Below are 24,816 nucleotides of genomic sequence, written 5' to 3' on the forward strand. Positions count from 1 at the left end.
CGCCATCATGGCGGGAGAGGCCGATCTGATGATCGCGGGCGGGGTGGAGAGCATGAGCCGCGCCCCCTTCGTGATGGGCAAGGCCGACGCCCCCTTCTCCCGTCAGGCCGAGATCTTCGACACCACCATCGGCTGGCGCTTCGTTAACCCGGCGATGAAGGCGGCCTACGGTGTCGATTCGATGCCGGAGACGGCGGAGAATGTCGCCGACAACTGGAAGATCGCCCGCGCCGACCAGGACGCCTTCGCGCTGCGCAGCCAGGAGCGCGCCGCCCGCGCCATCGCCGACGGCAGCCTGGCCCGCGAGATCGTCCCCGTCACCATCCGCACCCGCAAGGGCGAGACGGTGGTGACGACGGACGAGCATCCCCGCGCCACCACCATCGAGGCGCTGTCGGCGCTGAAGCCCATCGTCCGCCCCGGCGGCACGATCACCGCCGGCAACGCGTCGGGCGTCAATGACGGCGCCGCCGCCCTGCTGGTGGCCTCCGAAGCGGCGGTGAAGCGCCATGGCCTGACCCCGCGCGCCCGCATCCTCGGCGGCGCCACCGCCGGCGTGCCGCCGCGCGTGATGGGCATCGGCCCGGTCCCGGCCACCCGCAAGCTGCTGGAGCGGCTTGGCCGGACCATCGGCGGCATCGACCTGATCGAGCTGAACGAGGCCTTCGCCGCCCAGGCGCTGGCCGTCCTGCGCGAGCTTGGCCTGCCGGACGACGCCGCCCATGTGAACCCGAACGGCGGCGGCATCGCGCTCGGCCACCCGCTCGGCATGAGCGGCGCCCGTCTGGCGACCACCGCGGTCTACCAGCTCGAACGGTCCGGCGGCCGGACGGCGCTCTGCACCATGTGCATCGGCGTCGGCCAGGGCATCGCGGTGATGATCGAGCGGGTGTAGCGTCAAACCCAGTCGCGACCGCCACAACAAGCGAAGGCAGACCCAATGCCCTTCATCGAAGCCGCCGGCATCACCCAGCATTACGACCTGACCGGCCCGGCCGACGCGCCGGTGCTGCTGTTCGCCAACTCCATCGGCACCAGCTTCCACATCTGGGACGCGGTGGTGCCACACCTGTCGCAGCGCTACCGCATCCTGCGCTACGACATGCGCGGCCATGGCCTGACCCAGGTGACGCCGGTCACGGAGGACGCCGGCTACAGCATGGATCTGCTGGCCGACGATGCCGCCGGCCTGCTCGACGCGCTCGGCGTCAAGCGTGCCCATGTCTGCGGCCTGTCGATCGGCGGCATGATGGCGCAGCGCCTCGCCGTCAAGGCGCCGGGCCGGGTGCATGGCCTGATCCTGTGCGACACCGCCGGCGTCATCGGCCCGGCGTCGGTCTGGACCGACCGCATCGCCGCCATCCGCGCCCGCGGCATGACGGCGATTGCCGACGGGGTGATGGCGCGCTGGTTCACCCAAAGCTTCCGCGACGGCCGTCCCGACCAGATCCGCGGCTACACCGCCATGGTCGCCCGCATTCCCGAGGATGGCTATGTCGGCTGCGCCATGGCGATCCGCGACGCCGACCTGCGTGCCGCCAACGCCGCCATCACGGCCCCCACCCTGGTGATCTGCGGCGCGGAGGACGTGGCGACCCCGCCCGACGCCGCCCGCGAACTGGCGGCCGGCATCCCCGGCGCGCGGTTCGAGCTGCTTCCCGGCGCCGCCCACATCCCCGGCGTCGAGAAGCCGGCGGAACTGGCCGCCATGATCGACGGCTTCCTGAGGGACCTGTGATGGCCGACCGTGAAATGACGGACAAGGATCTCTACGACCGCGGCATGGCGGTGCGCCGCGCGGTCCTCGGCGACGCTCATGTCGACCGCTCGCTGGAGCGCGCCACCGGGTTCGACGCCGATTTCCAGGAGTTCATCACCAAGACCGCCTGGGGCCAGATCTGGACCCGGCCGGAGCTGGACATCCGGACGCGCAGCATGCTGACCATCGGCATGCTGGCCGCACTCGGCAAGGACGGCGAGCTGAAGCTGCACATCCGCGCCACCCGCAACACCGGCGTCACCCGCGACGAGGTGAAGGAAATCCTGATGCAGGCCGGCATTTATGCCGGCATCCCCGCCGCCAACCACGCGATAGCGCTCGCCCGCGCCGTCTATGCCGAGATGGACGAGGAAGACGCGAAGAAGGGGTGAGCAGCATGACCACCATCCACGCCGACCCCCTGCTCGACCCGCTCTTCACCAGCGATGCCGCGGCCGACGCCTTCTCCCCCTCGGCAAGGCTGCAAGGCATGCTGGAGTTCGAGGCGGCGCTGGCGCGGGCGGAGGCGGCGGTCGGCGTCATCCCCGCCCGCGCCGTCCCGGCCATCGAGGCGGCGTGCAGGGCCGATCTCTACGACCCGGCCGCGCTGGGGGCGGAGGCGGCGCTCGCCGGCAACACCGCCATCCCCCTGGTCAAGCATCTGACCGCCACCGTGAAGGCCGCCGACGAGGAGGCGTCGCGCTACGTCCATTGGGGCGCCACCAGCCAGGACGCGATGGACAGCGGCCTGATGCTTCAGCTGCGCCGCTTCCTCGACGGTCTCGACGCCGATCTGGCCGTGCTCGCCGATGGCCTCGCCGATCTCGCCGAGCGCCACCGCGCGACGCCGATGGTCGCCCGCACCTGGCTTCAGCACGCCCTGCCGACCACTTTCGGCCTGAAGGCCGCCGGCTGGCTCGACGCGCTCGGCCGGGACCGCCAGCGCCTCGCCGCCGCCCGTGCCCGCCTCGCCCTGCAATTCGGCGGTGCCGCCGGCACGCTGGCGGCACTCGGCGACGCCGGCCCGGCGGTGGCGGAGGCGCTGGCGAAGGAGCTGGACCTCCCCCTGCCCGCCCTGCCCTGGCACGCCAGCCGCGACCGCATCGCCGAACTGGCCGCCGCCCTCGGCATCCTCGCCGGAACGCTGGGCACGCTCGGCCGCGACATCTCGCTGATGATGCAGATGGAGGTCGCCGAAGCCTTCGAGCCCAGCGCCCCCGGCCGCGGCGGCTCCTCCACCATGCCGCACAAGCGCAACCCGGTGTCCTGCGCCGTCCTGCTCTCCGCCGCCATCCGCGCCCCCGCCCTGGTCGGCGGGCTGCTGGCGGCCCAGGTGCAGGAGCATGAGCGCGGCCTCGGCGGCTGGCATGCCGAGTGGCAGGCGCTGCCCGACCTCTGCCGCCTCGTTGCCGGTGCCGCCCGCCATGCCCGCGAGACCGTTTCCGGCCTGACCGTCGATGCGGAGCGCATGCGCGCCAACCTGGACCTGACCCGCGGCCTGATCCTGGCCGAAGCCGTCACCATGGCGCTGGGCGACCGCATGGGCCGCATGGCCGCCCATTCCCGCGTCGCCGAGGCCAGCCGCCGCGCCGCCGCCGCCGCCCGTCCGCTGCGCGACGTGCTGGCCGAGGATGGGGAGGTGATGCAGGCGCTGGGCCTGGACGGCCTCGACCGGCTGTTCGACCCGCTGCGCTACACCGGCGCCGCCTCCCACTTCATCGACCGCGCACTCGCCGATCACAGATCCCAACAGCGTCAGCACAACTGACCGCGCCTAAGGAGGACAGCCGAGATGGACACCGCCGTTCAGGACAAGGAGGGCGATTTCCGCCCCCGCGATTGGGCGCAACACCCGCCCTACCTGTCGCCGCTCTACAAATCGACGGTGCTGCGCTCGCCGTCCAAGCCGCTGATCCCGATGAAGCAGGGGCTGTCGGTGCGCACCGGCCCGGTGTTCGGCCATGACAGCCTCGATCCGCTCGACCACGACCTGACGAAGAACGGCCGCGTCAACGGCGAGCCGATCGGCGAGCGCATGATCGTCACCGGCCGCGTGCTGGACGAAGATGGCCGGCCGGTGCCGCACACGCTGCTGGAGATCTGGCAGGCCAACGCCTGCGGCCGCTACGTCCACCGCTGGGACCAGCATGACGCGCCGCTCGACCCCAACTTCTTCGGGGCCGGCCGCTGCCTCACCGACGCCGAGGGCCGCTACCGCTTCACCACGATCAAGCCCGGGGCCTATCCCTGGGGCAACCACCACAATGCCTGGCGGCCGGCGCACATCCATTTCTCGCTGTTCGGGCCGTCCTTCCTGACCCGTCTGGTCACCCAGATGTATTTCCCGGGCGACCCGCTGCTGCCGCTCGACCCCATCTACAAAGGGGTGCCGGAGGGTGCGCGCGAGCTGCTGGTCTCCCGCTTCTCCATCGACGTGACCGAGCCGGTGTGGGCGCTCGGCTACGAGTTCGACATCGTCCTGCGCGGACGCCACGCCACGCCGATGGAGGGCTGACCGTCATGAGCCAAACCTTGAAACAGACCCCCTCCCAGACCGTCGGCCCCTATTTCGCCTATGCCTGGACGCCGGAACTCTACGGCCGCCGCCCGCTGGCGACCAACCGGCTGGCCACCCGCGACATGGCCGGCGAGCACATCCGCATCGAAGGCGTGGTCTATGACGGGGAGGGCCAGATCGTCCGCGACTGCGTGGTGGAGATCTGGCAGGCCGGCGCCGACGGCAGGCACCTCCCCGGTGCGGCCGGCTTCGGCCGCTGCGGCACCGACGACGCCGGCCGCTATTTCTTCGACACGGTGAAGCCCGGCGCCTGCGACCCCGGCCATGCTCCGCACATCGCGGTCACCGTGTTCGCCCGCGGCATGCTGAGCCACGCCTTCACCCGCCTGCATTTCTCCGACGAGACCGCGGCGAATGCGGCCGACCCGGTGCTGGCGGGCGTCCCGGCCGACCGCCGCGACACCCTGATCGCAACCCGCGCCGAGACGCCGGGCGGCGTGGTCTACCGCTTCGACATCCGCATCCAGGGCGACGGGGAAACGGTCTTCTTCGACTGCTGAGGGTGGGACTGTTGTGAAGGGGGGAGCCGCCGACCTGCGGCTCCCCCACCCCGTCACGCCTCGCGGATCGTCGCCACGAAGCGCTGCACCTCGCCGCGCAGCTGCGCCGACTGGTGCGACAGCGTGTCGGCCGCCGCACGCGCTTGCGAGGCCATGCTGCCGGTCTCGCTGGCGGCGCGGGTGACGCCCTCGATGTTGGTCGACACCTCGCGGGTGCCGCTGGCGGCCTGCTGGACGTTGCGGCTGATCTCGCGCGTCGCCGCCCCCTGCTCCTCGGCGGCGGCGGCGACGGCGGTCACCGTCTCGCTGATGCCCAGGATGGTGCGGCCGATGGCCTGGATGGCGCCGACGGCGCTGCCGCTGACCGACTGGATCTCGGCGATCTGTGCGGCGATCTCCTCCGTCGCCTTGGCGGTCTGGCTGGCGAGGTTCTTCACCTCCTGCGCCACGACGGCGAAGCCCTTGCCCGCCTCCCCCGCCCGTGCCGCCTCGATGGTGGCGTTCAGCGCCAGCAGGTTGGTCTGGCCGGCGATGGACTGGATCAAATTCACCACGTCGCCGATCTTCTGCGCGGCTTGGGCCAGACCGGCCACCGTGCCGTTGGTCTTCTCGACCTCGCCCACCGCGTCGTTCGCCATGCGCGACGAGGCGGCGATGCGCTGGTTGATCTCCTCGATGGAATGGGCCAACTCCTCCGCGGCGGCGGCCACCGTCTGCACGTTGCCGCTGGCGACGTCGGCGGCGCTGGCGACGGCGGAGGCCTGGGCGTTGGTCTGCTCGGCGATGGCCGACAGCCCTTCGGAATCGGTGCGGATCATCTCGGCCTGCCGGGCGACGCTGGCGACCACGTCGCCGACCGAGCCCTCGAAGCGCTGGGCCAGCTGGGCCAGATCCTGCTTGCGCTGCTCGGCGGCGCGCTGCTCGTCCAGGCGGCGCTGCTCCTCCATCTCGGCGACGCGGCCGGCATTCTCCTTGAACAGCTGCAACGCCGTGTTGATGGAGCCGATCTCGTCGGCGCGGTCGCGGTCGGCGACCTCCACGTCGCGCCGCCCGGCGGTCAGCGCCTGGATGGTGGCAATGATCCGGCGCAGCGGCTGGCCGACCACCACCCGGCTGGTCAGCCACAGTGCCAGCAGAAGCGCCACGGTCAGCAGCACCGCTCCCACCGCGATGAAGGTGCGCAGCTCCTGCTTCGGCACCTCGACCTTGTTGATCGGCAGGTTGACCAGGATCGACCAGGGCGTTCCGGTGTTGCCGATGGCGACCGGCCGGAACAGCTGCTTCACGTCGGTGCCCAGGCTGGCGGACACCGAGAAATGGGCGAAGGGCCGGCCTTCTCGGACGGCGGGCATCGCGTCCTTCAGCCGGGCGTTGGTCTCCAGGATCGGCTTGCCGAGATGGTCGGGGTTGCTGTAGGCCGCCCAGGCGCCGGCGTTGGAAATCAGGAAGACCGACCCGGTCTCGAACGGCTTGGCCGTCTTCAGCTCGTTCCAGATGACGTCGGTGGCGATGTCGACGCCGGCGACGCCGATGAACTTGCCGTTGTCGAGGATCGGCACCACCAGCGACACCATCAGCACGTTCTTGCCGGCGACGACATAGCTGTAGGGCTCGACGATCACCTCTTTGCCGGTGCGCTTGGCCTGCTGGTAATAGAGCCCGTCCGGTCCGGGATCGTCATAGCCGACCAGCGATTCCAGCTGGACCTTGCCGCCGCCGCGGTTCCAATAGGGGATGAAGCGGCCGCTGGCATCGGTGCCGGGGCTGTTGGCGAAGGCGGCATCCTTGCCGTCCAGCGCGTTCGGCTCCATGCCGACCCAGACGCCGATCAGGCCGGGGTTGGCCTCCAGCAGGCTTTTCAGCCAGTCGTTCAAAGCGCCGCGGTCGGTGACGCCGCTGCGCTTCAGGCTGAGCAGCGTCGTGCCCATGTTGCGGCTGATGTCCAGCGCATCGTTCAGCCGGCGTTCGACCGTCGCCGCATGGTACTTGCCCAGCTCCTCCCCGACCTGGAAGGACAGCGCGTCGGTGTCCGCCCCGCTCTTCAGTGAGATCACCACCGACCCGGCCCCCAGCCCGATCGTCATGACCAGCCCGATCGCCAAAACCAGCTTGGTCACCAAAGGCAGCTTCTTGAACATCGACGGTCCCCACGACACACTTTGGACAAGGGCACGACACCCTGGAGCAACTGTCTCGCAGTTCTGTTAAATTCGAGTAAATTATTCACCAATCCATCCGTCCGCTCCACAGTCACTGCGAGTTGCTCTCAAATACCGCGAAGAACTTGGACCGGCATCGGCAGGTCATACTTAAGGACCAACCTGAGAATCGTTCCAATCTTTGCAACCCAGGCTCGGCATCCGCAAAAGAAAAGGGGGCGGACCGGTCGATCCGGTCCGCCCCCTTTATCGCCGCAACCGGCGTCGCCGCGCTTACTTGCGCGAGGCGGCGATGGCGCCCTGCAGGTCCTTCAGCACGTCGGCACCGCCGTCGGCGGCGTACTTGTCGAAGGCCGGCTTGACCATCTCGCGCATGCGCTCCAGCTCGGCCGGGCTCAGCTCGTTGATCTGCATGCCCTTTTCCTTCAGGTAGGCGATGCTCTGGGCCGAGGCCTCGCGGCTGTCCTTGCGCTCGAAATCGCGCGAGGCGACGGCGGCCTCGTTCAGGATCTTCTTCTCGTCGGCCGACAGGCCGTCATACCAGCGCTTGCTGGCCAGCATGATCCACGGGCTGTAGACGTGGCGGGAGATCGTCAGGTACTTCTGCACTTCATAGAACTTGGACGACTGGATGGTGGTGACCGGGTTCTCCTGGCCGTCGACCGTGCCGGTCTCCATCGCGGTGAACAGCTCGGAGAAGGCCAGCGGCACCGCGTTGGCGCCGAAGCGGTTGAACATGTCGATGTAGACCGGGTTCTGCATCACGCGCAGCTTGATGCCGCCCATGTCCTCCAGCTTGGTGATCGGCCGCTTGCTGTTGGTCAGGTTGCGGAAACCGTTTTCCCAATAGACCAGCCCGACCAGCCCCTTGTCGTTCAGCGACTTCAGCAGCTTCTCGCCGAACGGGCCGTCGAGGACGGCGTCGGCCTCCTTCTCGTTGTTGAACAGGAAGGGCAGGTCGTAGACGCCGAAATCCTTGACGATGCCGACGAGGGTGGCGGTGGAGCCGACCATCATCTCCTGCGCGCCGCCGATCAGGGCGTTCTGCATCTGGATGTCGCTGCCCAGGCTGGCGTCGCCGAAGCCCTTGACCTTCAGCTTGCCGCCGCTGCGCTTGGACAGCTCCTCGGCGAAATACTTCACCGCGCGGCCCTGGTTGCTGCTTTCCGACAGGCCGTAGCCGAAGCGGATGATGCGCGTCTTCACGTCCTGCGCCGAGGCGGCGACAGGGGCCAGCAGGGCGGCGGCGATGCCGGTGGCGAGCAGCAGTTTGCGGAACATGGGGTCGATCTCCCTTGCCATCTGGTGATTGGCGTCTGGTGTTTGGTTGGTTTTGGACTTGCTTGGTTTTGGGCAGGCGTCAGTGGAACATGTGCAGCGGGGCGGTGACGATCTCCGGCACGGCGATCAGCAGGCCCACCAGCACGATGTAGGTGAGAAGGAAGGGCCAGATGCCCTTGGTGGCGCTTTCCAGCGAGATGCGGGCGACGCCGCACACCACGTTCAGCACCGTGCAGACCGGCGGATGGATCAGGCCCAGCGTGCCGATCAGGACGAACATCACGCCGAAATAGGTCGGGTCGATGCCGGCCTTGATCGCCAGCGGGGTCAGCACCGGACCCAGCACCAGGATGGTCGGGGTCAGGTCCATCACCGTGCCGACGGCCAGCAGCAGGACGGCGATGGCCAGCATCAGCATCTTGGGATGGCCCATCAGCGGGGCCAGCAGCTCGGTCATCTGCTGCGGCAGGTCGGCCAGCGTCACCATGTAGGACGACACCAGGGCGGCGGCGCACAGGAACATGACGGTGCTGGTGGTGCGCGCCGCCTGGACCAGCAGCGGCACCAGCTGCGGCAGCGTCACCTGACGGTAGACGAACAGCGCCACGAATAGCGAATAGACGGCGGCAACCACCGCGGCCTCGGTCGGCGTGAAGATGCCGCCGCGCAAGCCACCGATGATGATGACCGGCAGGGCCAGCGCCCAGACGCCGTCGCCCAGCGCCTTCAGCCGTTCCCGCCCGCTGGCCTTCGGCTGCAGCTTCACCGTCATGTCGCGGACGACGAACATCCAGGCGCCGATCAGCCCCAGCCCCATCAGCAGGCCGGGCACGATGCCGGCCATGAACAGCGAGCTGATCGAGGTGTTGGTGGTCACGCCGAAGATGATGAAGGGCATGCTGGGCGGGATGATCGGGGCGATGATGCCGCCCGACGCGATCAGCCCGGCGGAGCGCGGCACCGGATAGCCGTGGTCGCGCATCATCGGGATCAGCAGCGTCGCCAGGGCGGCGGTGTCGGCGATGGCCGAGCCGGACAGGCTGGCCAGCATCACCGAGGCGCCGATGGTCACGAAGCCCAGGCCGCCCTTGATGTGGCCGACCAGGCTGACCGCCAGGTTGATGATGCGCTGGGAGATGCCGCCGGCGTTCATCAGCTCGCCGGCCAGGATGAAGAAGGGCACCGCCATCAGCGGGTAGTTGTCGGCGCCGCTCAGCATGTTCTGGGCGACCAGCTGGGCGTCGAAGAAGTCGAGGTGGACCATCAGCGCGACGCCGGTCAGCATCAGCGCGAAGGCGATGGGCATGCCGAGCAGCATGAAGCCGAACAGCGAGCCCAGGAAAATGGTGAGCGTCATGGCGGCGTCTCCGTCCGCAAAGGGTCTTCTGGGCTGGGCTTCAGCGCTTGGCGACGGCCGGGCCGGCGGCGCTGCCGGGATGGCCGCCGGGTGCCGGCGGCGCGACCGCCGGGCCGTGCGAGTCCGGATGGTCCATCATCGTGTCGGGGTCGCCGGGGATGCGGGCGCCGGGTTGGTTGGTGACGATCCGCCACAGGTTCGCCAGCACGATCAGCGCCATGGCGATGGCCGGGAAGAAGCCGGCCGCGGCATAGAAGGCCATCGGGAAGCGCAGGACGGTGGAGAAGGTCTCCATGCCGATCAGCAGCTGGATCCAGCTGCCCTGCACGAACAGGTAGAGCGCGTACAGCATCATCAGGTGCGCGATCACGGCACAGGCGCGGCGCACCTTGAAGGGCAGGCGGGCCTGCAGGATCTCCAGCCCCAGATGCCGCTGGTGGCGCAGCGCCACGGTGGCGCCCAGGAACACCAGCCAGACGAACATCAGCCGCGCGATCTCCTCCGCCGCCACGAGGCCGCTGTTGAAGATGTAGCGCAGCACGACGTTGCCGAAGACGAGACCGACCATGACCGCCAGCATCGCCGCCATGATCCATTCGGTGATCCGCTCCAGCAGATCCGCAACGCTCTTCATGCGTTCCTCCCAGCGGCTGCGCCGCTCTGATTCCCAGCGGCTGAGCCGCTTTGATTCTCAGCGGCTGCGCCGCCTTGGTTCGATGTCCCGCCGATGCCGGTCAGGCGGGCATAGGCATCGGCGACGATGGCCTCGGCCGGCAGCGTCACCTCATAGGACAGCACGGCTTCGTCGGCTGTCGGCATCTCCAGGTCGGCGAACTGGCTGTCGACCAGGGCGGTGGGCATGAAATGGGCGGTGCGCGCGCCCATGCGGGACGCAATCAGCGTCTTGTCGCCGTGCAGGTGCAGGAAGACCACCCGCTCGCAGTCGCCGCGCAGCCGGTCGCGGTAGCGCCGCTTCAGCGCCGAACAGGCGACGACCAGCCCGCGCTCCGCGCCATGCGCCTCGGCGATGAAGCCGGCCAGCGTGCCCAGCCAGCCGTCGCGGTCGGCGTCGGTCAGCGGGATGCCGGCCGACATCTTCTCGATGTTGGCGGGCGGGTGGTGGGCGTCGCCCTCGATGAACGCGTCGCCCAGCTTCGTGGCGAGGCTCTGGCCAACGCTGGACTTGCCGCAGCCGGCGACCCCCATCACCACGACGATCGGCGGCGCACCGCCCAACAGCTCGGGGGGAATGGTGTTCAGGCCGGGGGACGGCGCGATGGGGGGACCGTTCATGAGGCTCGTGTTCCCGAAGACCGGTGCGGCACCGCCCCCCTTGACCGGGATCGCGGCGGCCCTCGCACCGACATAGTGATGTTAGCGCTATCATTACCGGGTCAAAACGACGCTGCCAGCCTGCCGGCCGGAAATCGCGGGTGACGCCGGGATGAGGTGGCGATACTGTTAGCGCTAACCTTGACGGCCGTAAAGAGTTTTGTTTGAGTTGCGGACAAACTGATCGGGGATGGCCGCGGGTTGCAGGTTGAGCCCCCGGATGGGATGTCTGCGCATGGACCGCGGCCATTGCCGAGTATGATACACACCGGTGACCAGCGAGCCCGCGCGACCTTCCGTCGCGCCGGCCGGAAACGGAAGGACGAAGCCCTGTGACGACCCGTGGCGGCGATGGGACGGCAACCCCGGCGGTCAAGACGCGCAAGCCGCGCTCCTCGCGCACCGGCCGCGCGACGATGGCGGACGTGGCGGAGCGGGTGGGCATCAGCGCCATCACCGTGTCGCGTGCCTTCAAGCGTCCCGAGCTGGTGATGCCGGAGCTGCGCCAGCGCATCCTCGACACCGCGCAGTCGATGGGCTACGTGCCGAATCAGGCCGCCAGCGCGCTGGCCTCGGCGCGGTCGATGACGGTGGCGGTGCTGATCCCGTCGATGACCAACATGGTCTTCGTCGAGACGCTCGCCGGCATCCACGACATGCTGCTGCCGCGCGGCTACCGCGCCCTGATCGGCGTCACCCACTATTCGCCGGAGGAGGAGGAGCGACTGATCCGCACCTATCTCCAGTTCCAGCCCGACGGCATCCTGCTGACCGGCACCGATCACACCGCGGTCGCCCGCACCTACCTGTCGGCGCTCGCCAGCCCGACCGTCCACATGATGGAGCTGCTGGACGACCCCGACAGCCTCAGCGTCGGCTGTTCGCAGGAGGAGGGCGGCCGGCTGATGACCACCCATCTGCTGGAACGCGGCTACCGCCGCATCGGCTTCGTCGCCGTGCAGCTCGACCCGCGCACGCTGGCCCGCCTCGACGGCTACCGCCACGCGCTGGAGGAGGCCGGTCTGTATGACGAAAGCCGCGTCTGGCGGCTGCCCGACCCGTCCTCCATCCATCTGGGTGCTGCGATGATCGACCGGCTGATGGCGGAGAACACCGACTGCGACGCCGTCTTCTTCTGCAACGACGATCTGGCGCAGGGCGCTTTGTTCCAGTGCCAGCGCCGCGGCATCCGCGTGCCCGACCAGCTTGCCGTCGCCGGCTTCAACGATCTGCCGGCCTCGGCCTGGACCACGCCGACCCTGACCACCGTCGCCACGCCGCGCTACGCCATCGGCCGCCACGCCGCCGCCATGCTGCTCGACCTGATGGACGGCAAGGAGCCGCCGCAGCGGCGGCTCGACCTCGGCCTGACCTTCATCGCGCGGGAAAGCACGTGAGGGAGCACAGCCCCTCCGCCCCGCCAATGATCCGGATCAACCGCAGGGCGTGAGGTGCGGCATGGCTGCCGCGCAGGCTCGGCGACGCTGGCCTGCCGGGCCGGGCGTAGACTGTGCGCATGCTGACGCTTCGACATCTGGCGATAGACACCGTCCGGGAGAACGTCGCCTTCCTCAACCGCCGCTGCACCCGGTACCATGTCGAGGATTTCCTCGGGCTGGGCCGGGTGGAGGTGCGGAACGACGGCCGCTCCCTGCTGGCGGTGCTGAACGTCGTCGACGACCCCGCCATCGTCGGCCCCGACGAGATCGGCCTGTCCGACCCCGCCTTCGGCCAGCTCGGGCTGGCGGAGGGTTCCGCCGTCCATCTCGTGCCCCCGACCCCGCCGGAAAGCTTCGAGCTGGTGCGCGCCAAGGTCGGCGGTGCCGCGCTCAGCGACGAGCAGCTCGCCGCCATCATCCGCGACGTCACCGAGCAGCGCTATTCCAAGATCGAGATCGCCGCCTTCCTGATCGCCTGCGCCAGCTTCATGACGACGGCGGAGGTGCTGGGCCTGACCCGCGCCATGATCGCCGCCGGCACGCGGCTGCATTGGGAAGGTCTCGGCACGATTGCCGACAAGCACTGCATCGGCGGCATTCCCGGCAACCGCACCTCGATGATCGTGGTGCCCATCGTCGCCGCCCACGGCCTGCCGATCCCCAAGACCTCGTCGCGCGCCATCACCTCGCCCGCCGGCACCGCCGACACCATGGAGGTGCTGGCGAATGTCGACGTGCCGATGGAGCGCATGCAGGCCCTGGTGCGCGAGGCCAAGGGCTGTCTGGTCTGGGGCGGCCATGTCAGGCTGTCGCCGGCCGACGACATCCTGATCTCGGTCGAACGGCCGCTTGCCATCGACACCCGCGAACAGCTGGTCGCCTCGATCCTGTCGAAGAAGGTGGCGGCCGGCTCCACCCATCTGCTGATCGACATCCCCGTCGGCCCGAGCGCCAAGATCCGCAACGCCGGCGAGGCGGTGCGCCTGCGCAAGCTGTTCGAGCATGTCGGCGACCGGTTGGGCCTGACGCTGGAGGTGGCGATCACCGACGGCTCGCAGCCGGTCGGGCGCGGCATCGGCCCGGTGCTGGAGGCGCGCGACGTGATGGCCGTGCTGCGCAACGATCCCGCCGGTCCCGCCGACCTGAAGGAACGCGCCCTGCTGCTGGCCGGCCGCATCCTGGAATTCGACCCCGCGGTTCGCGGCGGCAGCGGCACCCGCCGGGCGCGCGAGCTGCTGGCGTCGGGCGCGGCACTCGCCGCCATGGAGCGCATCATCGAGATGCAAGGCCCGCCGCCCGCCGTGGCGACGCTGGGCTCGCTGGTGGCGGAGGTGGCTTCGCCCGCCGACGGCATCGTCTCGTCGCTCGACTGCTACCGCCTCGCCCGCATCGCCCGGCTGGCCGGCGCGCCGACCGACAAGGGTGCCGGCATCGACCTGCTGCGCAAGGTGGGCGAGCCGGTGCGCCGTGGCGAGCCGCTCTACCGCATCCACGCCAGCACCAACGCCGACTTCACCTTCGCCCAGGCCCATGCCGCAGAGAGCAGCGGGGTGGCAGTGGGGTGAGCATCTGAAGGAGCCGACCAATGTCCCTGTCGCTGACCTTCCATGGCGCCGCCGGAACGGTGACCGGCTCCTGCTGCCGCCTGTCGACGCCCGCGGGCGACGTGCTGATCGATTGCGGCATGTTCCAGGGCACCAAGACGATCCGGGAACTGAACTACCGCCCCTTCCCCTTCGATCCGGCGGCGATCAAGGCCGTCCTGCTGACCCACGCCCACATCGACCATTCCGGCCTGCTGCCGAAGCTGACGAAGCTGGGCTTCCGCGGCCGGATTTACGCCACCGGCGGCACGGTCGACCTGCTGGAGTACATGCTGCCCGACAGCGGCTACATCCAGGAGGGCGAGGTCGAGCGGCTCAACCGCCGCAACCGCCAGCGCGGCCGTCCGCCGGTCCAGGCGATCTACACCCAGGACGACGCCATCCGCAGCCTGCGCCGGCTCCGCCGCGTCGAGTACGACCGCTGGACCGACATCCTGCCCGGCCTGCGCGCCCGCTTCTGGCAGGCCGGCCACATCCTGGGCTCCGCCTCCATCGAGGTCGAGGCCACTGACGGGACCGGCGACCCCACCCGCATCCTGTTCTCCGGCGATCTAGGCCCTGGCGGCAAGAGCTTCCACGCCGACGCCGACGGCCCGGAGCGGCCGGACTGGATGGTGCTGGAGACCACCTACGGCGACCGCGAGCGCACCGACCTCGACGAGGCCGGGCGGCAGGCGGTTCTGCGCGCCGAGGTGTCCACCGCCCTTGCGGCCGGGGGCGTCCTGCTGATCCCGGTCTTCGCGGTGGAGCGCACGCAGGAGCTGCTCTACGACCTCGACCGCCTGTTCGACAGCGGCCAGCTGCCGGCGGTGGACGTTTTCCTCGACTCCCCCCTCGCCGACGCGGTGACCGGCGTCTTCCGCCGCCATCTCGACGATCTGGAGACCGACGGCGACCCCTTCACCCGCGCCAATTTCCACCATGTCCGCGGCGTGCCCGACAGCCAGCGCCTCAACAGCGTCGCCGGTGGCGCCATCGTCATGGCGGCCAGCGGCATGTGCGACGCCGGCCGCATCCGCCATCACCTGAAGAACCGCCTGTGGCGCCCGCAGGATACCGTGCTGCTGGTCGGCTATCAGGCCCCCGGCACGCTGGGCCGCCTGTTGCAGGAGGGCACGCCCCGCGTCCGCATCCATGGCGAGGAGATCGCGGTGAAAGCCAGGGTCCGCTCCATCGACGTCTATTCCGGCCATGCCGACCGCAGCGCCCTGCTCGACTGGGTGGCGGCCCGCCACGGCGTCGGCCACGGGCTGTTCCTGGTCCATGGCGAGGAGCCCGCCCGCGCCGCCATCCGCCAGGCCCTGCTCGACAAGGGCTGGTCGCCGGAACGCATCGCCCAGCCGGCACTGGACGACCGCGTCGATCTCGCCGCCCCGCGCCCGCTCGCCCCGGCCGACCGCCACCCCCGCCTCGCCCCCGCCGACCTCGCCGCCGGCCTCGACTGGCACAACCACTATGCCGAGGCGCTGCTGGCGCTCCGCCGCACGCTGGACGCCGCCCCCGACGATGCGGCGCGCGACCGCATCCTGGCCGGCGTGATGGGCGCGCTCGACACTGGGAAAGGAACCCGGCCATGACCCTGAAACGTCTCCTCATCGCCGTGGTTCTGCTGGCGATCCTCGGCGCCGGGGCCGCCTATGGCTGGCGGGCGATGCAGGGCAACCGCCTGCCCGCCGGCTTCGCCTCCGGCAATGGCCGGATCGAGGCGAACGAGATCGACATCGCCACCAAATACGCCGCCCGCGTCCTGACCATCCCGGTCGAGGAAGGCGATCTGGTGGAGGCCGGCGCCGTCATTGCCACGCTCGACACCCGCGACCTCGAAGCGCAGCTCCGCTCCGCCGAGGCCCAGTTGCGCCAGACCCGCAGCAGCCGGGAGGAAGCCGCCGCCCTGGTCGCCCAGCGCGTCAGCGAGGCCGATTTCGCCGCCAAGGAGATGGAGCGGGCGCTGATCCTGTTCGGCAAGGGCCATGTCGCCGAACAGCGGGTCGATCAGGCCCGCAACAGCCGCCGCACCGCCGACGCCGCCCTGGAGGCCGCCAAGAGCCACCTCGCCAGCGCCGAGGAGGCCATCGCCGCCGCGGCCGGCGATGTCGACCGGCTGGCCGATCTGGTCGCCGACGGCGTGCTGAAGGCGCCGCGCAAGTCCCGCGTGCTCTACCGCCTGTCCGAACCCGGCGAGGTGCTGGCGGCCGGCGGCAAGGCGGCGACTCTGCTCGACCTGTCGAACGTGTACATGACCTTCTTCCTGCCGACCGACACGGCCGGCAACCTCGCTCTGGGCGCCGAGGCCCGCATCCTGCTGGACGCCGTTCCCGACACCGCGATTCCTGCCGCCGTGACCTTCGTCGCCCCGCGCGCCCAGTTCACGCCCAAGCAGGTGGAGACCAAGTCCGAACGCGACCGCATGATGTTCCGCGTCAAGGCCCGCGTGCCCGAAGCGCTGGTTACCCGCTACATCGAGCGGGTGAAGACCGGCCTGACCGGCATGGCCTATGTGAAGCTGGACGACAAGGCGGTCTGGCCCGACTGGCTGGAGTCGACCCTGACGCGCGAAGCAACCTCTTCCCCCGGGAATACTCCCTCTCCCCCCCGGGGAGAGGGTCGGGGTGAGGGGGACGCACCGCGTGACTTCGCCGAAAATCAGTCACCCTCCGCCCCCCAATCCACCCCACGCTCCCCCCTCACCCTAACCCTCTCCCCACTTTCGGCGGACCGATGGTCCGCCTGTCGCGTCAGCGCAAACGAAGTTTGCGCGAGAGCGGGGGGGAGAGGGGATATTCCCACAGGCGAAAGATCATGACCCCCGCCCCAGCCGTCTCGCTGTCGGGCGTGCGGCACCGCTATGGCGGGACGGTGGCGCTGGCGGACGCCTCGCTGGACATCGCTCCCGGCACCAGCGTCGCGGTCATCGGCCCGGACGGCGTCGGCAAATCGACCCTGCTCGGCCTGATCTCCACGGCGAAGAAGATCCAGCAGGGCAGCGTCCGTGTGCTGGGCACCGACGTTTCCGACCGCCATGGCCGCGCCGCCCTCCAGCCGCGCATCGCCTACATGCCGCAAGGGCTCGGCCGCAACCTCTACGCCGACCTCAGCGTCGCCGAGAATCTCCAGTTCTTCGGCCGCCTCTTCGGCCTCGACGCCGCCGAGCGCCGGCGCCGCATCGCCGACCTCTTGGAGTCCACTGGTCTCGCCCCCTTCCCCGACCGTCCGGCCGGCAAGCTGTCGGGCGGCATGAAACAGAAGCTCGGCCTGTGCTGCGCCCTGCTGCACGACCCCGACCTGCTGATCCTCGACGAGCCGACGACCGGCGTCGATCCGCTGTCCCGCCGGCAGTTCTGGGACCTGATCGCCCGCATCCGCGCCGGCCGCCCCGGCATGACCGTGCTGGTCGCCACCTCCTACATGGACGAGGCGGAGCGCTTCGACCAAGTCGTCATGATGAACGCCGGCCGCCTGCTCGCCCACGACACCCCGGCGGCGGTGAAGGCGCGCACCGGCGCCGCCGATCTGGAGGAGGCCTTCGTCGCCCTGCTGCCGGAGGACGCCAAACGCGGCCACCAGCGCCTGACCGTCCCGCCCCGCCCGCCCGAGCCGGCCGGCGCCGAACCCGCCATCGAGGCCATCGGCCTGACCCGCCGCTTCGGCGACTTCACCGCGGTGTCGGACATCAGCTTCCGCATCGGCCGCGGCGAGATCTTCGGCTTTTTGGGATCCAACGGCTGCGGCAAGACCACGACGATGAAGATGCTGACCGGCCTCTTGCCCGCCAGCGCCGGGGAGGCGCGGCTGTTCGGCCGGCCGGTGGACGCCACCGATCTGGAGAGCCGCCGCCGCGTCGGCTACATGGCGCAGGCCTTCTCGCTCTATGGCGAGTTGACGGTGCGCCAGAACCTCGACCTGCACGCCCGCCTGTTCGACCTGCCCGACGCCGACACCCGGCTGGCGGCACTGGTGGAGCGGTTCGGCCTGTCGCCCTACATCGACGCGGTGGCCGACCGGCTGCCCTTGGGCGTGCGGCAGCGGCTGTCGCTGGCCGTCGCCATCCTGCATGAACCGGAGCTGCTGATCCTCGACGAGCCGACCTCCGGTGTCGATCCGGTGGCGCGCGACCAGTTCTGGCGCGACCTGATCGCGCTGTCGCGCGAGCAGGGGGTGACGATCTTCGTCTCCACCCACTTCATGAACGAGGCGGCGCGTTGCGACCGGGTGGCCTTCATGAACGCCGGCCGCGTCATCGCCGCCGGCCCGCCCGACGAGCTGCGCCGCCAGCAGCGGGCCGACAGCCTGGACGACGCCTTCATCGGGTTCATGGAGCAGGCGGAGGGCGCCCCCCCTCTCAACCATCCTATTCCCCCTCTCCCCCCCGGGGAGAGGGTCGGGGTGAGGGGGATGCACAGCGAGGATTCTCGGGAAAGGGCCGTCGCGCCACCCCCTCACCCTAACCCTCTCCCCGGGGGGGAGAGGGGATATTCCACCCGCCGCCTGCTCGCCTACGCCTGGCGTGAAACCCTTGAACTGCGCCGCGATCCCGTCCGCCTGACCGTCGCCCTGCTCGGCACCGTCCTCCTCATGCTGGTCTTCGGCTACGGCATCACCATGGATGTCGAGAACCTGACCTTCGCCGTCCTCGACCACGACAGCTCGCCCGAAAGCCGCGCCTACATCGAGCAGTTCGACGGCTCGCGCAGCTTCCGCACCACCCCGCCGGCCGTGGACGCCCGCGACTTGGCACTCCGCCTTCAACGCGGCGAGGCATCGCTGACCATCGAGATCCCCGAAGGCTTCGGCCGCGATCTGCGCCGTGGCCGCATCCCGGAGGTGGCGGTGCGCATCGACGGCGCCATGCCCTTCCGGGCCGAGACCATCCAGGGCTACGTCGCCGGCCTGCACCAGCGCTTCATCCAGGATGCCGCCCTCGCTTCCGGCGTCACCCTGCCCGCCTCCCCCGCGACGCTGGAGATGCGTTACCGGTACAACCAAGCCTTCCGCAGCCTCGACGCCATGGTCCCCAGCACCATCGGCCTGCTGCTGGTCTTCATCCCCGCCATCCTCGCCGCCCTCGGCGTGGTGCGGGAAAAGGAACTGGGCTCGATCACCAACCTCTACGTCACGCCGGTGACCCGGCTGGAATTCCTGCTGGGCAAGCAGCTGCCCTATATCGGGCTCGCCGCCTTCAACCTGCTGCTGATGGTGGTCATGGCCGTCACCCTGTTCGGCGTGCCGGTGAAGGGCAGCCTGACCGGGCTGTTGCTCGGCGGGCTGGTCTATGTGGTGGCGACCACGGCGCTCGGCCTGCTGATCTCCGTCTTCACCGCGACCCAGACGGCGGCGGTGTTCGGCACCGCCATCGTCACCATGCTGCCGGCCACCCAATTCTCCGGCATGCTGCAACCGGTCGCGACGCTGGAAGGCGGGGCGTGGCTGTTCGGCACGCTGTTCCCCACCACCCATTTCCTGAAAATCTCCGTTGGCGCCTTCACCAAGGGCCTCGCCCTGCCCGAGCTTCTCCCCTTCATCCTGGCGACCGCCGCCTTCATCCCGGTCTTCCTGGCGCTCGGCGTCGCCTTCCTGCCGAAACAGGAGCGCTGAGCCATGCGGCACTTCCTCCGCAACAGCCTGACACTGGCGCGCAAGGAGTGGATCAGTCTCCTGCGCGACGTCTTCATGCTGGGCTTCGTCGTCTATTCCTTCACTTTCTCCGTCTACAGCCAAGCGACCGGCATCTCGCACGAGCTGCGCAACGCCGCCATCGCCATCGTCGACGAGGACCGCTCGACCCTGTCGCAGCGTCTGGCCTCCAGCTTCCATGGGCCGGAGTTCCAGACCCCGGCGACGATCGGCCATGCCGAGGTCGATCCGGCGATGGATTCCGCCCGCTACACCTTCGTCCTCGACATCCCGCCCGATTTCGAGGCCGACGTGCTGGCCGGCCGCAGCCCGGTGATCCAGCTGCTGATCGACGCCACCGCGATGATGCAAGCCGGCATCGGCGCCGGCACCATCCAGGGCATCGTCGACGACGAGGTCGGCCGCTTCGTCCGCCGCGAGGCCGACGGCAGCGCCGCCCCGGTCAGCCTGCAAGTCCGCGTCGCCTACAACGAGGCGCTGGATACGAAATGGTTCACCGGCACCATGTCGGTGGTCAGCAACATCACCATGCTGGCGGTGCTGCTGGCCGGCGCCGCCCTGATCCGCGAGCGCGAACACGGCACGCTGGAGCATCTGCTGGTGATGCCGGTCCGTCCGGCCGAGATCATGGCCGCCAAGGTGCTGGCCAACGGTGCGGTGATCCTGGGTCTGACGCTGGTGGCGCTCTATGCCGTGCTGCGCGGCCTCTTGTCGGTGCCGCTGGCCGGATCGGTCCCGCTGTTTTTGGCCGGGACGGCGCTCTACCTGTTCTTCGCGACCGCGCTCGGCATCTTTCTCGGCACGGTGGCGCGCTCGATGCCGCAGCTGGGGCTGCTGTTCATCCTGATCGTGCTGCCGATGAACATGCTGTCCGGCGGCTTCACCCCGCTGGAAAGCGAGCCGGAGTGGCTGCAACTGGCAATGCAGCTGTCACCCTCGACCCATTTCGTCGCCTTCGCCCAGGCGATCCTGTTCCGCGGGGCGGGGTTCGACGTGGTGTGGCCGCGCTTCGCCGCGACGGCCGGGATCGGTGCCCTGTTCTTCGCCTGGAGCTTGGCCCGGTTCCGGCGCCATCTGGCGAGTTTCAGATAAAACGAAGAAAGGCGCCGTCAGCCGACGGCGCCTTTCTCCAATCGCTCGGATCAGTGCGACCCGCCGCCCTCGAAGGACGGTGCCGCCAGCCCCGAGGCCACCAGCTGCTCGATCAGCGCGCCCTTCAGCCGCTCCAGCCCTTCCGTGCTGTAGGACTCGGCACGCGCCACCAGCACGTCCTGGGTGTTGGACGCGCGCAGCAGCCACCAGCCGTCGTCGGTCGTCACGCGGACGCCGTCGATGTCGTTGACCTTGGCGCCCGACGCCTTGACACGGCCCTTGACCTCCTCGACCACGGCGAACTTGCGTTCCTCGTCGATCTGGAAGCGGGTCTCCGGCGTGTTGACCATGTCCGGCAGCCCGTCGCGCAGGGCCGCCAGCGTGGTGTCCAGCTTGCTGACCAGCCCGGCCAGACGGACGCCGCAATAGAGCGCGTCGTCGAAGCCGTACCACTTGTCGGCGAAGAAGATGTGGCCCGACATCTCGCCGGCCAGCGGCGAGCCGGTCTCGGCCATCTTGGCCTTCAGCAGCGAGTGGCCGGTCTTCCACATCAGCGGGTTGCCGCCATGCTTGGCGATCTCGTCGAACAGGGCCTGGCTGGCCTTGACGTCGGCGATGATGGTGGCGCCCGGATGGCTCTTCAGCACGTCGGCGGCATAGAGTGCCACCAGCTGGTCGCCCCACACCACCCGGCCCTTGTGGTCGATGGCGCCGATGCGGTCGCCGTCGCCGTCGAAGCCGATGCCGATGTCGCAGCCATGCTCCGCCACCGCCTTCTTCAGGTCGACCAGATTGGCCTCGACCGTCGGGTCCGGGTGGTGGTTGGGGAAGTTGCCGTCGATGTCGTCGAACAGCAGGACATGCGTGCCCGGCAGCTTGGCGGTCAGGCGGCGCAGGATCTCGCCCGACGCGCCGTTGCCGGCGTCCCAGGCGATCTTCAGGTCGCGCGTGCCGTCATAGTCCTTCAGCAGGCGGGCGACATACTCGTCCTGGACGTCGATCTTCTCAGACGAGCCCTGGCCCTGCTCCCAGTCGGCCTTGGCCGCCATGGTGCCGAGTTCCAGGATCTGCTGGCCATAGACCGGACCCTTGCCCAGCATCATCTTGATGCCGTTGTAGTCCGGCGGGTTGTGCGAGCCGGTGATCATGATGCCGGCCGCCGCCTCGCGGTCGCGGGTGGCGAAATACAGCATCGGCGTGGGGCCGAGCCCGATGCGCAGGACATGCAGGCCGGTGGAAACCAGCCCCTCGACCAGCGCCTCCTCCAGTTCCGGCGAGGACAGACGGCCGTCATAGCCGACGCAGACCGTCTTGCCGCCCTTGCGCACCACCACGGTGCCGAAGGAGCGGCCGACCGCGCGGGCGTCCGCCGGGGTCAGCGTCTTGCCGACGATGCCGCGGATGTCGTACTCGCGCAGCACCGTGGGGTGGAAGGTATGGGCTTCGCTCATCGTCTCGTTAGTCCTCTGTTGGACGCCGTCTTTGGACCGTCAGCCACGGTCCATCCCGCCGGCCGGCGACGGCCGGCCGATGGAGGTATAGGTGAAGCCGGCCTTCGCCATGTCCTCGGGGTTGTAGATGTTGCGCAGGTCGATCATCACCGGCCGCTTCAGCATCGACTTGACCCGACGCAGGTCGAGCGCACGGAATTCGTTCCACTCCGTGAGAATAGCGACGCAATCGGCCCCTTCCAAGGTGCCGTACGCATCCTTCGCCCATTCCACGCCGGGAAGCAGCTTTTCGGCCTCGTACATCGCCGCCGGATCGAAGGCGCGCACATGGGCCCCCGCCGCCTGGAGCGCCGGGACGATGTCGAGCGACGGGCTGTCGCGCATGTCGTCGGTGTTCGGCTTGAAGGCGACACCCAGCACCGCGACGGTCTTGCCGTCCACCGACCCGCCGCAGGCGGCGATGATGCGCTCAGCCATCTGCTTCTTGCGCTTGTCGTTGATGTCGACGACCGTCTCGATGATGCGCAGCGGGCTGCCGACCTGCTGGGCGGTGCGGACCAGCGCCAGCGTGTCCTTCGGGAAGCAGGAGCCGCCATAGCCCGGACCGGGGTGCAGGAACTTCTTGCCGATGCGGCCGTCCAGCCCGATGCCGCGCGCCACGTCATGGACGTTGGCGCCGACCTTCTCGCAGAGATCGGCGATCTCGTTGATGAAGGTGATCTTGGCGGCCAGGAAGGTGTTGGCGGCGTATTTGGTCAGCTCCGCCGTCTCCAGCGAGGTCACCACGATCGGCGTCTCGATCAGGTAGAGCGGCCGGTAGAGCCGGCGCATCACCTCGCCCGCACGGTCCGAGGTGGCGCCGATGACGACGCGGTCCGGCCGCATGAAGTCGCCGATGGCCGAGCCTTCGCGCAGGAATTCCGGGTTGGAGGCGACGTCGAACTCGGCCTCGGGGCGGACGCGGCGGATGATCGCCTCGACCTCGCGGCCGGTGCCGACCGGGACCGTCGATTTCGTCACCACCACCGTGTAGTGGTCGAGATGCTGGGCGATCTCCTCGGCGGCGCCATAGACGTAGGACAGGTCGGCGTGGCCGTCGCCGCGGCGCGACGGGGTGCCGACCGCGATGAACACGGCGTCGACGCCCTGCATCGCCTCCTTCAAATCCAGGGTGAAGGACAGGCGGCCGGCGGCGACGTTGCGGGCGACGAGGTCGTCCAGGCCGGGCTCGTAGATCGGAATCTCGCCGTTCTTCAGCCGCTCGATCTTGCCGGCGTCCTTGTCGACGCAGGTGACGTGCACGCCGAATTCGGAAAAGCAGGCGCCGGAGACCAGGCCGACATAGCCCGTGCCGATCATCGCAATGCGCATCGCGTCCCCCTCATGTCCTTGAAAAAAGGAAAACCTGTATGTTTCGGGATGCCCTGGCGGATCTCCGCCGCGAGGCGTTCCTCACGGCCGGCCTTTTCGTTTCCGGCCGGCTCTTCTTGAAATGCAGTCCAAACGCATGCGCCCGCCCCCGTCCGGATCAGGGGACGGGGGCGGGCACCGCGTCAGGCGTGCTGCCCGTCGGTCAGCAATATTTACGCAGCATGGCACGCACCTTGTCGGCCATGTCCGGCCGGTTCAGCGCGTGGGCGAGCGTCGCCTCGATGAAGCCGACCTTGTCGCCGCAGTCGTAGCGGGTGCCTTCGAAGCGCAGGCCGTGGAACGGCTGGTTGCCGATCAGGTTGGCCATGGCGTCGGTCAGCTGGATTTCGTTGCCGGCGCCGCGCTGCTGCTTTTCCAGATGGTCGAAGATTTCCGGCTGCAGGATGTAGCGGCCGATGATCGACAGGGTCGACGGCGCGTCTTCCGGCTTCGGCTTCTCGACGAGGCCGCGGACGGTGGCCAGACGGCCGTCGTCCTTCTCGACGTCGAGGATGCCGTAGCTGCTGGTCTTTTCGCGCGGAACGTCGACGACGGCGACGACGTTGCCGCCGACCTCCTCGTACGCCTCGACCATCTGCTTCAGGCAGGGGGTCTTGCCCTGGACGAAGTCGTCGGGCAGCACGATGGCGAACGGGTCGTTGCCGATCAGGGCGCGGGCGCACCAGACGGCATGGCCGAGGCCCAGCGGAACCTGCTGGCGGGTGTAGAAGCAGCGGCCGGGCGCGATCTCGCTGTGGCGAACCTCTTCCAGCGCGTCGATCTTGCCGCGCTCTTCAAGCGTGCGGTTCAGTTCGGTGTCGGCATCGAAATGGTCTTCGATGGCACGCTTGGAGCGGCCGGTGACGAAAACGAAATCCTCGATGCCGGCGGCGCGCGCCTCTTCGACGGCGTGCTGCAGCAGGGGGCGGTCGACCAGCGGCAGCATCTCTTTCGGGATGGCCTTGGTGGCCGGCAGGAAGCGCGTGCCGAGACCGGCGACCGGGAACACCACCTTGCGCACGGGTTTCCGCATTGGACGTCTCTTGTGGTTGAGGCGAAGTCAAATCCATGGTTCCACGGCTGGACCCGACCGCAAGCGAAGCCTGCGGAAGCACGACCGTGGTTCCGGCTTTCTGCCACGCCTTCCGTCACTGCGCAACAAACCTTCCGAGACCGGGCAAAAGGCTAGTCCTAGAGGCCGAAATCAAATGAAAACCGGCTGA

20 protein-coding genes are annotated in these 24,816 nt (G+C 69.2%); 12 read left to right on the forward strand and 8 right to left on the reverse strand.

Annotated features, from left to right (window positions below; genetic code table 11):
* The 6 genes from TSH64_RS23550 to pcaG form a co-directional block, all read left to right on the forward strand.
* Positions 1 to 895, forward strand: an 895-nt coding sequence (locus TSH64_RS23550; RefSeq protein WP_109452968.1) for an acetyl-CoA C-acyltransferase, incomplete at its 5' end; no start/stop codon positions are given.
* Positions 896 to 940: 45 nt separating this feature from the next.
* The gene (pcaD, locus tag TSH64_RS23555) at positions 941 to 1,738 is read left to right on the forward strand and encodes a 3-oxoadipate enol-lactonase (RefSeq protein ID WP_109448709.1); all 798 of its coding nucleotides are present in this window, start codon (positions 941 to 943) and stop codon (positions 1,736 to 1,738) included.
* Between the two features lie 14 nt (positions 1,739 to 1,752).
* On the forward strand, positions 1,753 to 2,151 hold the full coding sequence (gene pcaC / locus TSH64_RS23560; protein WP_109452970.1) for a 4-carboxymuconolactone decarboxylase: 399 nt from the start codon (positions 1,753 to 1,755) through the stop codon (positions 2,149 to 2,151).
* Between the two features lie 5 nt (positions 2,152 to 2,156).
* Positions 2,157 to 3,527: a 3-carboxy-cis,cis-muconate cycloisomerase gene (locus TSH64_RS23565; protein ID WP_109452972.1), complete on the forward strand. Its 1,371-nt coding sequence runs from the start codon at positions 2,157 to 2,159 to the stop codon at positions 3,525 to 3,527.
* 24 nt (positions 3,528 to 3,551) lie between these two features.
* Positions 3,552 to 4,274 carry a protocatechuate 3,4-dioxygenase subunit beta gene (gene pcaH / locus TSH64_RS23570; RefSeq protein WP_109448711.1) on the forward strand — a complete coding sequence of 241 codons (723 nt, stop codon included), beginning with the start codon at positions 3,552 to 3,554 and terminating at the stop codon, positions 4,272 to 4,274.
* 5 nt (positions 4,275 to 4,279) lie between these two features.
* Positions 4,280 to 4,837 (forward strand): protocatechuate 3,4-dioxygenase subunit alpha, encoded by a 558-nt coding sequence (gene pcaG, locus TSH64_RS23575; protein ID WP_109448713.1) that lies wholly within the window; start codon positions 4,280 to 4,282, stop codon positions 4,835 to 4,837.
* A gap of 53 nt (positions 4,838 to 4,890) precedes the next feature.
* Here pcaG and TSH64_RS23580 read toward each other — a convergent pair whose 3' ends face one another.
* The 5 genes from TSH64_RS23580 to TSH64_RS23600 form a co-directional block, all read right to left on the reverse strand.
* Positions 4,891 to 6,954, reverse strand: coding sequence for a methyl-accepting chemotaxis protein (locus TSH64_RS23580; protein WP_247873106.1), 2,064 nt, complete (start codon positions 6,952 to 6,954; stop codon positions 4,891 to 4,893).
* A 315-nt stretch (positions 6,955 to 7,269) separates the two neighbouring features.
* Complete coding sequence (locus tag TSH64_RS23585; protein WP_109448718.1) at positions 7,270 to 8,277, reverse strand: TRAP transporter substrate-binding protein; 1,008 nt, start codon at positions 8,275 to 8,277, stop codon at positions 7,270 to 7,272.
* A gap of 79 nt (positions 8,278 to 8,356) precedes the next feature.
* The gene (locus TSH64_RS23590) at positions 8,357 to 9,634 is read right to left on the reverse strand and encodes a TRAP transporter large permease subunit (RefSeq protein WP_098735862.1); all 1,278 of its coding nucleotides are present in this window, start codon (positions 9,632 to 9,634) and stop codon (positions 8,357 to 8,359) included.
* Positions 9,635 to 9,674: 40 nt separating this feature from the next.
* Positions 9,675 to 10,268 carry a TRAP transporter small permease gene (locus TSH64_RS23595; protein ID WP_109448720.1) on the reverse strand — a complete coding sequence of 198 codons (594 nt, stop codon included), beginning with the start codon at positions 10,266 to 10,268 and terminating at the stop codon, positions 9,675 to 9,677.
* Entirely contained in the window at positions 10,265 to 10,927 is a 663-nt protein-coding gene (locus TSH64_RS23600) for a gluconokinase (RefSeq protein WP_109448722.1), read from the reverse strand. The genes TSH64_RS23595 and TSH64_RS23600 overlap by 4 nt, the downstream gene beginning before the upstream one ends.
* 371 nt (positions 10,928 to 11,298) lie before the next feature.
* Here TSH64_RS23600 and TSH64_RS23605 point away from each other — a divergent pair, with 371 nt between their 5' ends.
* The 6 genes from TSH64_RS23605 to TSH64_RS23630 all read left to right on the forward strand — a co-directional run bounded on the left by TSH64_RS23605 (position 11,299) and on the right by TSH64_RS23630 (position 20,732).
* Entirely contained in the window at positions 11,299 to 12,363 is a 1,065-nt protein-coding gene (locus TSH64_RS23605; RefSeq protein ID WP_109448724.1) for a LacI family DNA-binding transcriptional regulator, read from the forward strand.
* A gap of 119 nt (positions 12,364 to 12,482) precedes the next feature.
* Entirely contained in the window at positions 12,483 to 13,970 is a 1,488-nt protein-coding gene (locus TSH64_RS23610; RefSeq protein WP_109448726.1) for a thymidine phosphorylase family protein, read from the forward strand.
* A 20-nt stretch (positions 13,971 to 13,990) separates the two neighbouring features.
* Positions 13,991 to 15,586: an MBL fold metallo-hydrolase gene (locus TSH64_RS23615; protein WP_109448728.1), complete on the forward strand. Its 1,596-nt coding sequence runs from the start codon at positions 13,991 to 13,993 to the stop codon at positions 15,584 to 15,586.
* Positions 15,583 to 16,812, forward strand: a complete 1,230-nt coding sequence (locus TSH64_RS23620; protein WP_247873107.1) for an HlyD family efflux transporter periplasmic adaptor subunit — start codon at positions 15,583 to 15,585, stop codon at positions 16,810 to 16,812. The genes TSH64_RS23615 and TSH64_RS23620 overlap by 4 nt, the downstream gene beginning before the upstream one ends.
* The gene (gene rbbA / locus TSH64_RS23625; RefSeq protein ID WP_109448730.1) at positions 16,809 to 19,601 is read left to right on the forward strand and encodes a ribosome-associated ATPase/putative transporter RbbA; all 2,793 of its coding nucleotides are present in this window, start codon (positions 16,809 to 16,811) and stop codon (positions 19,599 to 19,601) included. Before TSH64_RS23620 ends, rbbA begins: the two co-directional genes overlap by 4 nt.
* 3 nt (positions 19,602 to 19,604) lie before the next feature.
* The gene (locus TSH64_RS23630) at positions 19,605 to 20,732 is read left to right on the forward strand and encodes an ABC transporter permease (protein WP_109448732.1); all 1,128 of its coding nucleotides are present in this window, start codon (positions 19,605 to 19,607) and stop codon (positions 20,730 to 20,732) included.
* 50 nt (positions 20,733 to 20,782) lie between these two features.
* On the opposite strand, the gene TSH64_RS23635 is transcribed toward TSH64_RS23630, so the two are convergent.
* The 3 genes from TSH64_RS23635 to galU all read right to left on the reverse strand — a co-directional run bounded on the left by TSH64_RS23635 (position 20,783) and on the right by galU (position 24,626).
* On the reverse strand, positions 20,783 to 22,183 hold the full coding sequence (locus TSH64_RS23635) for a phosphomannomutase/phosphoglucomutase (RefSeq protein ID WP_109448734.1): 1,401 nt from the start codon (positions 22,181 to 22,183) through the stop codon (positions 20,783 to 20,785).
* 39 nt (positions 22,184 to 22,222) lie between these two features.
* The gene (locus tag TSH64_RS23640; RefSeq protein WP_109448737.1) at positions 22,223 to 23,554 is read right to left on the reverse strand and encodes a UDP-glucose/GDP-mannose dehydrogenase family protein; all 1,332 of its coding nucleotides are present in this window, start codon (positions 23,552 to 23,554) and stop codon (positions 22,223 to 22,225) included.
* A 202-nt stretch (positions 23,555 to 23,756) separates the two neighbouring features.
* Entirely contained in the window at positions 23,757 to 24,626 is an 870-nt protein-coding gene (gene galU / locus TSH64_RS23645) for a UTP--glucose-1-phosphate uridylyltransferase GalU (RefSeq protein ID WP_109448739.1), read from the reverse strand.
* Between the last annotated feature and the right edge of the window lie 190 nt (positions 24,627 to 24,816).

The sequence above is a fragment of the Azospirillum sp. TSH64 genome (assembly GCF_003116035.1).
Taxonomy (GTDB): domain Bacteria; phylum Pseudomonadota; class Alphaproteobacteria; order Azospirillales; family Azospirillaceae; genus Azospirillum.